This is a genomic window from Streptomyces sp. NPDC014801 (genome assembly GCF_043082085.1).
Classification (GTDB): domain Bacteria; phylum Actinomycetota; class Actinomycetes; order Streptomycetales; family Streptomycetaceae; genus Streptomyces.
The window spans coordinates 319,593-331,485 of sequence record NZ_JBIBXG010000010.1 but is presented as its reverse complement, the minus strand read 5'-3'; the positions used below and the strand labels follow the sequence as shown (position 1 = coordinate 331,485).

Below are 11,893 nucleotides of genomic sequence, written 5' to 3'. Positions count from 1 at the left end.
CCCGGGGTCGCCGTGACCGCCGTAGGGTGCCTTGCCCGGCGCCACGGGGTGCCGCCCGCGGCGCGCTGGGCGCGGACGGCGACTGCAACCCCTCAGGGGCGCGGGGAACTGCGCGACCAGCCCACCACCCACCCGCGGATGACCGACGACCCCACCACCCCCCACCCGAAGAAGCCACCGGGCGCAAGAAAAATGACCCCGCCACCCGACGGGGTCATTTCGCCGAGGTCGGCCCAGCGCGGCGTTACCGCCGCGCCACACCCTCCGCCCGAGCGGCCGCGGCAACCGCCGCCGTGACGGCCGGCGCCACGCGCTCGTCGAAGGGCGAGGGGATGACGTAGTCGGCCGCGAGGTCGTCACCGACGACCGAGGCCAGCGCCTCCGCCGCCGCGATCTTCATGCCCTCGGTGATCCGGCTGGCCCGCACCTGCAGCGCGCCCGCGAAGATGCCCGGGAACGCCAGCACGTTGTTGATCTGGTTCGGGAAGTCGGACCGCCCGGTCGCCACGACCGCCGCGTACTTGTGCGCGACGTCGGGGTGGACCTCCGGGTTCGGGTTGGCCATCGCGAAGACGAACGCGCCCTTCGCCATGGACGCCACGGCCTCCTCCGGCACCGTACCGCCGGAGACGCCGATGAAGACGTCGGCGCCGGCCAGCGCGTCCTCCAGCGACCCGGTGATCCCGGCCTTGTTCGTGAACGAGGCCAGTTCCCGCTTCACGGAGGTGAGGTCCTCGCGGTCCGCGGACACGACGCCCTTGCGGTCGGTGACGGCCACGTCCCCGATGCCGGCCTCGACCAGCATCTTGGCGATGGCGACACCGGCCGCGCCGGCACCGGAGATCACGGCGCGCAGTTGCCCGATCTCCCGCCCGCTCAGCCGGGCGGCGTTGCGCAGCGCGGCCAGCGTGACGACGGCCGTGCCGTGCTGGTCGTCGTGGAAGACGGGGATGTCGAGCTTCTCCTGGAGCTTGCGCTCGATCTCGAAGCACCGCGGCGCGGAGATGTCCTCGAGGTTGACGCCGCCGAAGGAGGGCGCGAGCCGCACCACGGTCTCGACGATCTCGTCGACGCCGGTGCAGTCGAGCGCGATCGGCACCGCGTCGACGCCGCCGAACTGCTTGAAGAGGATGGCCTTGCCCTCCATGACCGGGAGGGAGGCCTCGGGCCCGATGTCCCCGAGCCCGAGGACGGCCGTACCGTCGGTCACGACGGCGACCACGGACGACTTCCAGGTGTAGTCGTTGACCAGCTCCGGCTGTTCCGCGATCGCGGTGCACACGCGCGCGACGCCGGGGGTGTACGCGAGGGACAGGTCGTCCTTGTCACGGACGGGCACGGTGGCCTGCACGGCCATCTTGCCGCCGCGGTGCAGGGCGAACGCCGGATCGAAGGAATCGAGAGGCTCCGCACCGCCGTCCTGATCCGGTTTGTTCTCGCTGCGAGGATTGACGATCTCCGCTGCCACTTTCTTTTACCCCTTAAGTATTCATGGTTTGAGGGTTTTGTTACCGCCCCTGGTGAGGGGCGGGCGGGCACCGCGTACGGCCCGATTTGACTGATGCGTACGGGCACCTACGCGACGGGCGCGCCGCACACGCGCCCTGAGCCCCGGATGAGGGGTGTAAAGAACCTTCTTACCCGACGGACCGTGCCGCCGACGAGTCGATACCGCAAAGGTCACACGTCGGGCCCGTGACGTGACATCTCTCATGATCGAAAATAAGGGCAAGGTCTGGACAAAGCCTCGATGTGCACTCAAGCGGACACGCGGGGACACCGAGGGGCCGCGCTCCGTCGACCACATTTTGAGATGCGCCGAAGATCTTCCGGCCGGAAGCCTGGATTCCCGCAGATGGTCCGGCCAGGATGTACCGGAGTGGTGCGGTTCGGGTGTCGCCCGTTATCCGATTTTGACATGGCGAGTCACCTGAATGACTGAGTCCGAATGGCAAGATGCCGTAATCACACGAGGTCGCGACACCCGAAGGTGTGTGTTCTCGTCGACCCATCGGCAACTGCCGTGACCATCGGCACCACCCATCCCGCCGGAGGAACCCACGATGACCGCAAGCTCCACCCGTCGTACGACCGCCGCGCACTCCCGGCTAGCAGCGGTCGGTGCGATCGCGGTCGCAGGCGCGCTCCTGCTCACCGGTTGCGGTGACCAGACCAAGAAGGACAGCGGTTCCCAGAGCAGCGGCCCGGCCTCCGGCACGGCTCCGCTCGCCGACAAGCTGCCCCAGGCCATCCGTGACAAGGGCGTCATCAAGGTCGGCTCGGACATCGCGTACGCGCCGGTGGAGTTCACGGACAGCTCCGGCAAGACCGCCGGCATCGACCCGGACATCGCCGACGCCATGGGCAAGCAGCTCGGGGTGAAGTTCCAGTTCGAGAACGGCACCTTCGACACCCTGATCACCGGTCTGCGTTCCAAGCGCTACGACATCGCCATGTCCGCGATGACCGACACCAAGGACCGCCAGGAGGGCATCGACTCCGACACCGGCAAGAAGGTCGGCGAGGGCGTCGACTTCGTCGACTACTTCACCGCCGGTGTCTCGATCTACACCCAGAAGGGCAAGGACCAGGGCATCAAGACCTGGGCCGACCTGTGCGGCAAGAAGATCGTGGTGCAGCGCGGCACGACCTCCGAGGACCTCGCCAAGTCCGAGGCGAAGAAGTGCCCGGCGGGCAAGGCGCTGTCGATCGAGGCCTTCGACACCGACCAGCAGGCCCAGACCCGGCTGCGCGCGGGCGGCGCCAACGCCGGCTCCTCCGACTTCCCGGTCGCCGCCTACGCGGTGAAGACCTCCGGCGGCGGCAAGGACTTCCAGATCGTCGGCGAGCAGGTCGAGGCCGCCCCGTACGGCATCGCCGTCGGCAAGGGCAACACGCAGCTGCGCGAGGCCCTCAAGGCCGCGCTCGACGCCATCATCAAGAACGGCGAGTACAACAAGATCCTCCAGAAGTGGGGCGTCACGGACGGCGCCGTGCAGGCAGCGGCCATCAACGGCGGCAAGTGACCGCTCGTACCCGCGGGCACTGAAAGGCAACACCCGTGACTGTTGACACTGACAAGACGACGGAACCGGCGGCCACCCCGCCGGCCGGCCCGGAGGCCATCAAGGCGATCCCGGTCCGTCACTACGGGCGGTACGTCTCCGCCGTCATCGCGCTCGCCCTGCTGGGCGGCATCATCTACGCGTTCTCCCAGGGCAAGATCAACTGGGGTGCGATCCCGGACTACTTCTTCAACGACCGCGTGCTGCACGGCGTGGGCAACACGCTGCTGCTGACCGTCCTGTCCATGCTGATCGGCGTGGTCGGCGGCATCGTGCTCGCGGTGATGCGCCTGTCGAAGAACCCGGTGACCTCGTCGATCGCGTGGTTCTACATCTGGTTCTTCCGCGGCACCCCGGTCCTGGTCCAGCTGATCGTCTGGTTCAACCTGGGCCTGGTCTTCGAGTACATCAACCTCGGGCCGATCTACAAGGACGAGTGGTCGGACTTCATGACCCCGTTCCTGACGGCGCTGCTCGGCCTCGGCCTGAACGAGGCCGCGTACATGGCCGAGATCTGCCGCGCCGGCCTGCTCGCGGTCGACGAGGGCCAGACCGAGGCGGCGCACGCGCTGGGCATGAGCCACAGCAAGACGCTGCGCCGGATCGTCATCCCGCAGGCGATGCGCGTCATCGTGCCGCCGACGGGCAACGAGGTCATCAACATGCTGAAGACGACCTCGCTGGTCTCGGTCGTCCAGTACTCCGAGTTGCTGCGCGTCGCACAGGACATCGGCCAGACCTCCGGCGCCCCGGCCGAAATGCTGTTCCTGGCCGCCGCCTGGTACCTGCTGCTGACCTCGATCTTCAGCGTGGGCCAGTACTACCTGGAGCGTTACTACGCCCGCGGCTCCTCGCGCCAGCTGCCGGCCACGCCGTGGCAGAAGATCAAGGCGAACGTGCTCTCCCTGACCCACCGAGAGGGGGCTGCGGCATGACGGACAAGACCGCCAAGCCGGTGAAGACCGACAAGGCCGCCGAGCCCGCGAAGACGGACGCCGCTCCGGCGGCGACCCCGGCGATGGTGAAGGCCGAGGGCGTGCACAAGCACTTCGGTGCCGTGCAGGTGCTCAAGGGCATCGACCTGGAGGTCAAGCAGGGCGAGGTGTTCTGCCTGATCGGCCCGTCCGGTTCCGGCAAGTCGACCTTCCTGCGGTGCATCAACCACCTGGAGAAGATCAACGCCGGCCGGCTGTACGTCGACGGCGAGCTGGTCGGCTACCGCCAGAAGGGCGACAAGCTGTACGAGCTGAAGGACAGCGAGGTCGCGCGCAAGCGCCGGGACATCGGCATGGTGTTCCAGCGGTTCAACCTCTTCCCGCACATGACGGCCGTCGAGAACGTCATGGAAGCGCCGATGCAGGTCAAGGGCACCGGCAAGACGCAGGCGCGGGAGCGCGCCATGCAGCTGCTGGAGCGCGTCGGCCTGGCCGACAAGGCGCGCAACTACGCCTCGCAGCTCTCCGGCGGCCAGCAGCAGCGCGTGGCGATCGCCCGCGCGCTGGCGATGGACCCGAAGCTGATGCTGTTCGACGAGCCGACCTCGGCGCTGGACCCCGAGCTCGTGGGTGACGTCCTCGACGTCATGCGGGACCTGGCCGAGTCGGGCATGACGATGGTGGTCGTCACGCACGAGATGGGCTTCGCCCGCGAGGTGGGCGACAGCCTGGTCTTCATGGACGGCGGTGTGGTGGTCGAGTCCGGCCACCCGCGCGACGTCCTGACCGACCCGCAGCACGAGCGGACGAAGTCCTTCCTGTCCAAGGTGCTGTAGGCGTTCGACACGCGCGAAGGGGTGGTACGGCCGGGCCGTACCGCCCCTTCGCGCGTGGGCCCGTTACCGGAGCGCGAGGAGCATCGTGTCGGACGGGGAGGCCCACACCGGCCGCGCCTCCTCGAACCCCTGCTCGCGCAGCACGCGCGCGTGCCAGGCCGCGGAGGGCATCTCGCCGTCGGCGTGGACGCCGTAGATCTCGAAGCGGCGGGCCGTGGGGGCGGCGAGGACCGGGTCCTTGGCGGCCAGCGCCCACCACTCGGCCCAGTCGACCGCGCCGGCGCGCCTGGCCTGATCCCTGCGGGTGCGGCTGAAGATCTCCTCGGCCGCGTTGATCCGCGGCGTGGTGTCGTCGATCATGTGGTCCGCGTCGATGAAGACACCGCCGGGGCGGACCAGTCCGGCGAGCTGCCCGTAGAGGACGCGCAGGGGCTCCTTGCGCAGCCAGTGCAGGGCGGTCGCGGTCAGGACCGCGTCGTAGGTGTCGTACGGCAGCCGCGCCGGCCAGTCGGGGTCGGTGAGGTCGGCCTCGACGAGGGTGACACGGTCGTCCCCGGCGAAGGTGCAGCGGGCGATGGTGAGCAGGGCGGGGTCGAGGTCGACGCCGGTGCTGACGGCGCGGGGGAACCGGTCGAGCAGGCGGGCGGTGATGCTGCCGGTGCCGCAGGCGAGGTCGAGGACGCGCGCCTCGGTCCCGCAGAAGGCCTCCACCATGTCCAGCATGACCCGGAAGCGGTCCTCGCGGTCGGGCATGTACCACTCCTGCTGGCGGTCCCAGCTCTGCTGCCATGCCCGCCAGTCGGTGCCGTGGGTGGTGGACGTCGTGGTGGTAGAGGTGTCCGTCATCGCTGCCCCTCCGTCAAGGATGACCGTAATACCCTGGAAGCACGACCGGCTGTTACCCGACCGCACCCACGACCATAGAGCGCCTTCGTAAGGACTACAAGTGGAACTGGCCTATTACTCGGACTACGCCGTACGGCTCGTGAACAGCGAGGAGCCGGCCCGGGGCAAGGACGTCCTGACCTCGGTGGAGGCCGTCCGGGACCTGTTCGGCGTCAACCAGTCGGCGGCCCGCCGCGCCACCGACGCGGACGTCACCCGGTTCCGCTCGGTCCGGGCACGGCTGCGCGCCGTCTTCGAGGCGGCCGACGAGGGCGACGAGACCCGCGCGGTGGACCTGCTCAACGCGCTGCTGCTGGAGTTCCCGGTCAGCCCCCAGATCTCCGGTCACGACCACCGCGACGACGACGGCCGGCCGCTGTGGCACATGCACCTGGCCGACCACCCGTCCAACGCCACCGCCGGCTACGCCGCCATCGCCGCGATGGGCCTGGCCTTCCACCTCACCGAGTACGGCGTGGACCGGCTCGGCCTGTGCGAGGCCGCACCCTGCCGCAACGCCTACCTGGACACCTCGACCAACCGCTCGCGGCGCTACTGCTCCGACCGCTGCGCCACCCGCGCCAACGTGGCCGCCTACCGCGCCCGCAAGCGCCTGGAGGCCGACCGGTCGGCGAGCACCGGCCGGGCGGCCGAGAACGCCCAGCGCGCCACCGCGAGCGGCGAGCGCTGATCCTGTTTGCGGGGCCGGTAGCGGAAGCGCACCCGCCCGAGGATCAGCTCCTCGGGCACGGCGCCGTAGTCGGTGCTGTCGCCGCCCGCCCAGGCGTTGTCGCCGAGCACCCACCAGCCGCCCTCGCGCAGCTCCACCGCCCGCTTGACGACCAGCAGGTCCTGCTGGAAGGGATGGCGCAGGACGACCACGTCACCGGGGCGGATCCGGGCGCCGTAGCGCACCAGGAGCCGGTCTCCGTGGTACAGCGTGGGCACCATGGAGGGACCGGTCACCTCGGCCAGCCCGAAAGGCAGCACGGCCTTTCCCCGCTCCATGTCCTGCGACAGCTCCGGCATCACCGGTACCTCCCCGGTCCGATCCTCCACCAGTCCCAGTTTCACCCTGGACTTTTGTCCTAAGCCCAAGGGGGCACTCGCGAAAAGCCGTGCCGCAGGGAGTAATGTCCCACCTGAGAAGACGATCACGAGGAAGGAACGCTCCATGCTTTCCCGCCTGTTTGCCCCCAAGGTCAAGGTCAGCGCGCACTGCGACCTGCCCTGCGGTGTGTACGACCCGGCCCAGGCCCGCATCGAGGCGGAGTCGGTGAAGGCCGTGCAGGAGAAGATGGCCGGCAACGACGACCCGCACTTCCAGGCTCGTGCCACGGTCATCAAGGAGCAGCGCGCCGAGCTCGCGAAGCACCACGTGTCCGTGCTGTGGAGCGACTACTTCAAGGCGCCCCACTTCGAGAAGTACCCGCAGCTGCACCAGCTGGTCAACGACACCCTGAAGGCCCTCTCGGCCGCCAAGGCCTCCACCGACCCGAAGACGGGCGAGAAGGCCCTGGAGCTCATCGCGGAGATCGACAAGATCTTCTGGGAGACCAAGAAGGCCTGATCACGGCAGCCGTCGCCGACCCGCGGTCGGTGCACCACCGCGGGGGCGGCCCGTGAGCGAAGGGGCCGGTCGGATCACCCGACCGGCCCCTTCGTCGTGCCCCGAACCCCTCCTGCCACCCTGGCCGGCCTCAGGCCGAGCGGTGCCACTCCGCCCGGGAGACGGGATGGGCGAACGGGACGCCCGCGGCGTAGCGCTCCAGTTCGTCCGCCGCCGCCGACGCCATCCGGTGCAGCTCGTTGCCGAGGGAGCCCGCGATGTGCGGGGTCAGCAGGACGTTGGGCAGGTCGTACAGCGGGGAGTCCGGCGGCAGGACCTCCGGGACCGTCACGTCCAGGACCGCGTGGAGGCGGCCCGTCGTCAGCTCCTCGGTGAGCGCGTCCTGGTCGATCAGGGAGCCGCGCGAGGTGTTGATCAGCGTGGCGCCGGTGCGCATCAGCGCCAGGCGGTCCCGGTCGATCAGGTGCCGGGTCTCGGGGAGTTCCGGCGCGTGCACGCTGACCACGTCGGACGCGGCGCACAGCTCGTCCAGGCCGACGGCCCGCGCCCCCAGCGCCCGCGCCTCGGCGGGCGGGACGTAGGGGTCGTACAGCAGCAGCTCCAGGTCGTGCGGCCGCAGCAGTTCCAGGACCCGGCGGCCGATGCGGGAGGCGCCGACGATGCCCACCGTGCGGTGGTAGTTGCCGGCGCCGGCGTACGCGGCCTGCCAGTCGTGGCGGGCGCGGCGGCGCCGGTAGTCGTCGCGGATGCGCAGCAGCTGCTTGCCCGCGAGCAGGACCAGCGCGACGGTGTACTCCGCGACGGGCAGGGCGTTCGCCCAGGCGGCGGAGGTCACCTCGATGCCGCAGTCCCAGCAGGCCTCGGTGATGTGGTGCTTGACCGAGCCGGCCGCGTGGACCACCGCCCGCAGCCGGGGCGCCGCGGCGAGCACGTCCTCGGTGAGCGGCGGGCAGCCCCAGCTGCTGACGACGACCTCCGCCTCGCGCAGGGCGGCCGCCGCGCGCGGCTCGGTGAAGTCCTCGACGACCAGCTTCGGGTCGAGGTCCGCGAGGTCGGTGAGCCGGGTCATGGTCGCCGGGTCGATGAGCTTGGCCGCCAGGTCGGCGTGCATGGCCAGCAGGGCGCGCGGCCTGCGGCGCGGCGCGGAGACGGTCGTGTCACGGCCCTGGCGTGCGGTGGAGTCGGTCACGTCACGGCCCCCGAGGGTGGTGGAGTCGGTCACTTCACGGCCCCCGCGGTCATGCCCGCCTTCCAGAACCGCTGCAGCGCGACGAAGGCGACGACGAGCGGGATCACGGCGAGCAGGGAGCCGGTCACCACCAGCGGGTAGTACTCGGGGAAGGAGTGGGTCTGCGTGTTCCACGCGTACAGGCCGAGGCTGACCGGGAAGAGCTTGGTGTCGGACAGCATCACCAGCGGCAGGAAGAAGTTGTTCCAGATCGCCGTGAACTGGAACAGGCAGATCGTCACGAACCCCGGCATCACCATGCGCAGCCCGATCGACCGGAAGATCCGCAGCTCCCCCGCGCCGTCCATGCGCGCGGCCTCCAGCACCTCGCCGGGCACGTAACCGGCGCAGAAGACCCGGGCCAGGTACACGCCGAACGGGTTGACCAGCGACGGCAGGAACACCGCCCAGAAGGTGTTCACCAGGCCCACCTTGGAGGCGAGCAGGTACATCGGCAGGGCGAGCGCGGTGGTCGGCACCAGCACGCCGAGCAGCACCAGGCCGAACAGCTTCTCCTTGCCGGCGAAGCGCGCCACATGGAAGGCGTAGCCCGCGGCGACGCAGATCAGCCCGCACAGCAGGGCGCCGCCGCCCGCGTACAGCAGGGAGTTGAGGTACCAGCGGAAGTACACGCCGTCCCCGGTCGCGGCGAGGTTCGCGAGGTTGTCGCCGAGGTGCCAGCGCGACGGGGACAGGGTCCGCCCGCCGAGCAGGTCGCCGGTGTTCTTGGCGGCGGCGGTCAGCAGCCACAGCAGCGGGAAGAGGGTGTAGGCGGTGGCCAGCAGCAGGATGCCGTTGACGGCCGCCTTGGACAGCGACCAGGGGCGGCGTGCGGCCTCGGGTGTCTCGCGCGGGGCGCTCTTGAGGGGCTGCGGGCGTACGGGCGCGGCGGTGCTCATGCCTTCGCTCCCTTCGGGCGGGCCCCGCGGCCGCCGCCGAGGCGGGTGACCACGAAGGACAGCAGGGCGGCGGCGAGGGCGAGCAGGACCGAGGCGGCCGCGGCGAGGCCGTAGTCGTTCCGCTCGAAGGCCGCGGTGTAGGCGTACATGTTGGGGGTCCAGGTGGTGACGACGCCGGGGGCCGCGCCGTGCAGGATCGTCGGCTCGGTGAACAGCTGCAGCGAGCCGATCACGGTGAACAGGCCGACCATGGCGAGCGAGGGCCGGATCAGCGGCAGCTTGATGCTCAGCGCGGTGCGCAGCGGGCCGGCGCCGTCGACGACGGAGGCTTCCAGCACCTCGCGCGGGATGGCCTGGAGGGCGGCGAAGAAGATGATCAGGTTGTAGCCGGTCCACTCCCACAGCGCGATGTTGACGACGGCCGGGACGGGGTGGCCGAGCAGGTCGGCCTCGATGCCACCGGAGTGCAGGGCGCCGATCACCGGGCTCACGCCGGGCGTGTACAGGTACATCCACACCAGGGCGGCGATGATGCCGGGCACGGCGTGCGGCAGGAACAGCGCCAGCTGGAAGAAGCGCCGGGCGCGGGCGAGCGTGGAGTCCAGCAGCAGAGCCAGCAGCAGGGACAGCGCCAGCATGAGCGGGATGTACAGCAGGCAGTAGAGCGCCAGGTTGAGGAAGCCGTCCCGGAAGGCGGCGTCGCCGAGGGCGTCGGTGTAGTTGCTAAGGCCGGTGAAGACGCGCTGCACGCCGCCGAAGCCGAGCCCGGAGCGCCGCTCGCGGAAGAGGCTGAGGTAGACGGCGTTGCCGATGGGCACGAGCGTGCAGGCGGTGAAGAGCACGAAGAACGGCAGCAGCAGGAGCACCGGGGCGCCGGGCCTCCCGCGCCGGCCGGCGCTCCGGGAGGCCGGGGCGGCGCCGGAGGCCGGGGCGGTGCGGGAGGCGGGGGCGGTGCCGCCGGGCAGGGTCGGGGCGACCATCAGCCGGTCACCTTGATGCCGCGGTTGCCGAGCTCCTTGGTGGTCGCGGCCTGGGCGCCCTCGACGCTGTCGAGGATGCTGCCCTCGCCGCCCTTGATGCCGGCGAAGGAGTCCTTCAGGGAGTTGTTGGTGACGCCCATGGCCGGGCCCCAGGCCCAGTCGGGGCGGATCGACTTCGCGGCGTCCTCGAAGAGCGTGTAGACGTCCTGCCCGGCGAACAGCTGCCCCTTGAAGGCGTTCTTGGCGACCGGCACGAGCGCGGGAGCGGCCGGGTAGGCGGAGGAGGTGCCGCTGGCGATACGGGCCTTGATGCCGGCCTCGGTGGTGGTCGCCCACGCGGCGAACTTCACCGCGGCCTCGGCCTTCTCACTGTCCTTGGACACGGCGAAGGTGGAGCCGCCGAGCATGCCGCTCGCCGGGTTGCCGTCGGCGGTCGGGATCGGCGCGGCCGCCCACTTGCCGGTCTGGTCCGGCAGCGTGCCGCCGAGCACTCCGGCGCCCCAGCTCGCGCCGAGGTAGCCGGCGGTCTGCCCCTTCTGCAGGGCGGCGGTCCACTGCTGGGAGAAGGACGGGGCGACGTCGATCAGGTCGTCGTCGATCATCTTCTGCCAGTAGTCGGCGGTCTGCCGGGTCGCGGCGTCGGTGAAGTTCACCTTCCAGGTGTCGCCCTCGGTCTTGAACCACTGCGCGCCCGCCTGCCAGGCCATCGCCTCGAAGGTGCTGGGGTCGTCGGGGAAGAAGGTGGCGATACGGGCCTTGGGGTCGGCCTTCTTGATCTTCTCGGCGTCGGCGCGGAACTCGGCCCAGGTCTTCGGCGGCGTGGTGATGTGCGCCTTGGCGAAGACGTCCTTGCGGTAGTAGAAGGCCTGCGGCGCGGCGTCCAGCGGCAGCGCCCAGGTCGACCCGCCGAGCGTGGTCAGCTGCACGGCCTGCGGCAGGTACTTGCCCTTGAGGTCGGCGGGGACGAGCTTGCTGATGTCCTTGACGGCGCCCTGGCTGACGAAGTCCGGCAGCTGCGGGTACTCCACGTTGAACACATCGGGCGCGTTGCCCGCCTTGACCGCGTTGGAGATCTTGGCGTAGCCGCCGGCGTTGCCGGAGGGGATCTCCTGGAACTGCACCTTCACGTCCTTCTGCGCCGCGTTGAAGGCGTCGACGACGTCCTTGGTGCCCTTGGCCCAGCCCCAGAAGGTGATCGTCACGGGGCCGCCCTTGCCTGCGGCGCCGGCGTCCGCGTCCTCGCCCGAGCCGCAGGCGGCGAGCGCGCCGAGGGACAGGGCGGTGACGGCGATCAGGGCGGTGGAGCGGACTCTGCGTGCGGTGGCGGAGGAAGTCATGGGCGCGGCTCCTTGAACGGGGCGGGATCGAGTGACATCCTCAGCCGCCATTTGATCGCAGTCAATACTCTTCGATCAAATGATCTGAAGTGATCAGCGCGAAGCGGCTGGAGCCCGTCGGTTCAGCCTGAAGGGGCCGGACCTGTCGGCCGGGCCTG

General features: G+C 70.2%; 12 protein-coding genes. 5 read left to right on the top strand and 7 right to left on the bottom strand.

Annotated elements, in window-relative coordinates:
• Positions 1-244: 244 nt before the first annotated feature.
• Positions 245-1,468 (bottom strand): NADP-dependent malic enzyme, encoded by a 1,224-nt coding sequence (locus tag ACF1AL_RS25365; protein WP_366839322.1) that lies wholly within the window; start codon positions 1,466-1,468, stop codon positions 245-247.
• Between the two features lie 595 nt (positions 1,469-2,063).
• On the opposite strand from ACF1AL_RS25365, the gene ACF1AL_RS25360 reads away from it, so the two are divergent.
• The 3 genes from ACF1AL_RS25360 (at position 2,064) to ACF1AL_RS25350 (ending at position 4,836) form a co-directional block, all read left to right on the top strand.
• A complete protein-coding gene (locus ACF1AL_RS25360) occupies positions 2,064-3,026 on the top strand; it encodes an ABC transporter substrate-binding protein (protein ID WP_386420164.1) in 963 nt (320 codons plus the stop codon).
• 35 nt (positions 3,027-3,061) lie between these two features.
• On the top strand, positions 3,062-4,000 hold the full coding sequence (locus tag ACF1AL_RS25355) for an amino acid ABC transporter permease (protein ID WP_366839325.1): 939 nt from the start codon (positions 3,062-3,064) through the stop codon (positions 3,998-4,000).
• An 83-nt stretch (positions 4,001-4,083) separates the two neighbouring features.
• Positions 4,084-4,836 carry an amino acid ABC transporter ATP-binding protein gene (locus tag ACF1AL_RS25350; RefSeq protein WP_391827580.1) on the top strand — a complete coding sequence of 251 codons (753 nt, stop codon included), beginning with the start codon at positions 4,084-4,086 and terminating at the stop codon, positions 4,834-4,836.
• Between the two features lie 63 nt (positions 4,837-4,899).
• Here ACF1AL_RS25350 and ACF1AL_RS25345 read toward each other — a convergent pair whose 3' ends face one another.
• Positions 4,900-5,682, bottom strand: a complete 783-nt coding sequence (locus ACF1AL_RS25345; RefSeq protein ID WP_391827483.1) for a class I SAM-dependent methyltransferase — start codon at positions 5,680-5,682, stop codon at positions 4,900-4,902.
• A 100-nt stretch (positions 5,683-5,782) separates the two neighbouring features.
• Here ACF1AL_RS25345 and ACF1AL_RS25340 point away from each other — a divergent pair, with 100 nt between their 5' ends.
• A complete protein-coding gene (locus ACF1AL_RS25340; RefSeq protein ID WP_366839327.1) occupies positions 5,783-6,412 on the top strand; it encodes a CGNR zinc finger domain-containing protein in 630 nt (209 codons plus the stop codon).
• Here the strand turns inward: ACF1AL_RS25340 and sodX are convergent.
• Positions 6,316-6,750, bottom strand: a complete 435-nt coding sequence (sodX, locus tag ACF1AL_RS25335) for a nickel-type superoxide dismutase maturation protease (protein ID WP_391819806.1) — start codon at positions 6,748-6,750, stop codon at positions 6,316-6,318. The genes ACF1AL_RS25340 and sodX overlap by 97 nt on opposite strands.
• Before the next feature lie 145 nt (positions 6,751-6,895).
• On the opposite strand from sodX, the gene sodN reads away from it, so the two are divergent.
• Positions 6,896-7,291, top strand: a complete 396-nt coding sequence (gene sodN, locus ACF1AL_RS25330) for a superoxide dismutase, Ni (RefSeq protein WP_103781377.1) — start codon at positions 6,896-6,898, stop codon at positions 7,289-7,291.
• Between the two features lie 130 nt (positions 7,292-7,421).
• On the opposite strand, the gene ACF1AL_RS25325 is transcribed toward sodN, so the two are convergent.
• The 4 genes from ACF1AL_RS25325 to ACF1AL_RS25310 all read right to left on the bottom strand — a co-directional run bounded on the left by ACF1AL_RS25325 (position 7,422) and on the right by ACF1AL_RS25310 (position 11,735).
• On the bottom strand, positions 7,422-8,402 hold the full coding sequence (locus ACF1AL_RS25325) for a hydroxyacid dehydrogenase (RefSeq protein ID WP_391827578.1): 981 nt from the start codon (positions 8,400-8,402) through the stop codon (positions 7,422-7,424).
• A 107-nt stretch (positions 8,403-8,509) separates the two neighbouring features.
• Entirely contained in the window at positions 8,510-9,418 is a 909-nt protein-coding gene (locus ACF1AL_RS25320) for a carbohydrate ABC transporter permease (RefSeq protein WP_391827480.1), read from the bottom strand.
• The gene (locus ACF1AL_RS25315) at positions 9,415-10,398 is read right to left on the bottom strand and encodes a carbohydrate ABC transporter permease (RefSeq protein ID WP_391827478.1); all 984 of its coding nucleotides are present in this window, start codon (positions 10,396-10,398) and stop codon (positions 9,415-9,417) included. The genes ACF1AL_RS25320 and ACF1AL_RS25315 overlap by 4 nt, the downstream gene beginning before the upstream one ends.
• Positions 10,398-11,735 (bottom strand): ABC transporter substrate-binding protein, encoded by a 1,338-nt coding sequence (locus ACF1AL_RS25310; RefSeq protein ID WP_391827476.1) that lies wholly within the window; start codon positions 11,733-11,735, stop codon positions 10,398-10,400. The genes ACF1AL_RS25315 and ACF1AL_RS25310 overlap by 1 nt, the downstream gene beginning before the upstream one ends.
• Between the last annotated feature and the right edge of the window lie 158 nt (positions 11,736-11,893).

What these genes read in the sequence shown, in the direction of transcription:
- ACF1AL_RS25315 (WP_391827478.1), bottom strand. Translation starts at nt 10,398, where the DNA reads ATGGTCGCCCCGACCCTGCCCGGCGGCACCGCCCCCGCCTCCCGCACC.
- ACF1AL_RS25320 (WP_391827480.1), bottom strand. Translation starts at nt 9,418, where the DNA reads ATGAGCACCGCCGCGCCCGTACGCCCGCAGCCCCTCAAGAGCGCCCCG.
- ACF1AL_RS25310 (WP_391827476.1), bottom strand. Translation starts at nt 11,735, where the DNA reads ATGACTTCCTCCGCCACCGCACGCAGAGTCCGCTCCACCGCCCTGATC.
- sodN (WP_103781377.1), top strand. Translation starts at nt 6,896, where the DNA reads ATGCTTTCCCGCCTGTTTGCCCCCAAGGTCAAGGTCAGCGCGCACTGC.
- ACF1AL_RS25325 (WP_391827578.1), bottom strand. Translation starts at nt 8,402, where the DNA reads ATGCACGCCGACCTGGCGGCCAAGCTCATCGACCCGGCGACCATGACC.
- ACF1AL_RS25360 (WP_386420164.1), top strand. Translation starts at nt 2,064, where the DNA reads ATGACCGCAAGCTCCACCCGTCGTACGACCGCCGCGCACTCCCGGCTA.
- ACF1AL_RS25345 (WP_391827483.1), bottom strand. Translation starts at nt 5,682, where the DNA reads ATGACGGACACCTCTACCACCACGACGTCCACCACCCACGGCACCGAC.
- sodX (WP_391819806.1), bottom strand. Translation starts at nt 6,750, where the DNA reads ATGCCGGAGCTGTCGCAGGACATGGAGCGGGGAAAGGCCGTGCTGCCT.
- ACF1AL_RS25350 (WP_391827580.1), top strand. Translation starts at nt 4,084, where the DNA reads ATGGTGAAGGCCGAGGGCGTGCACAAGCACTTCGGTGCCGTGCAGGTG.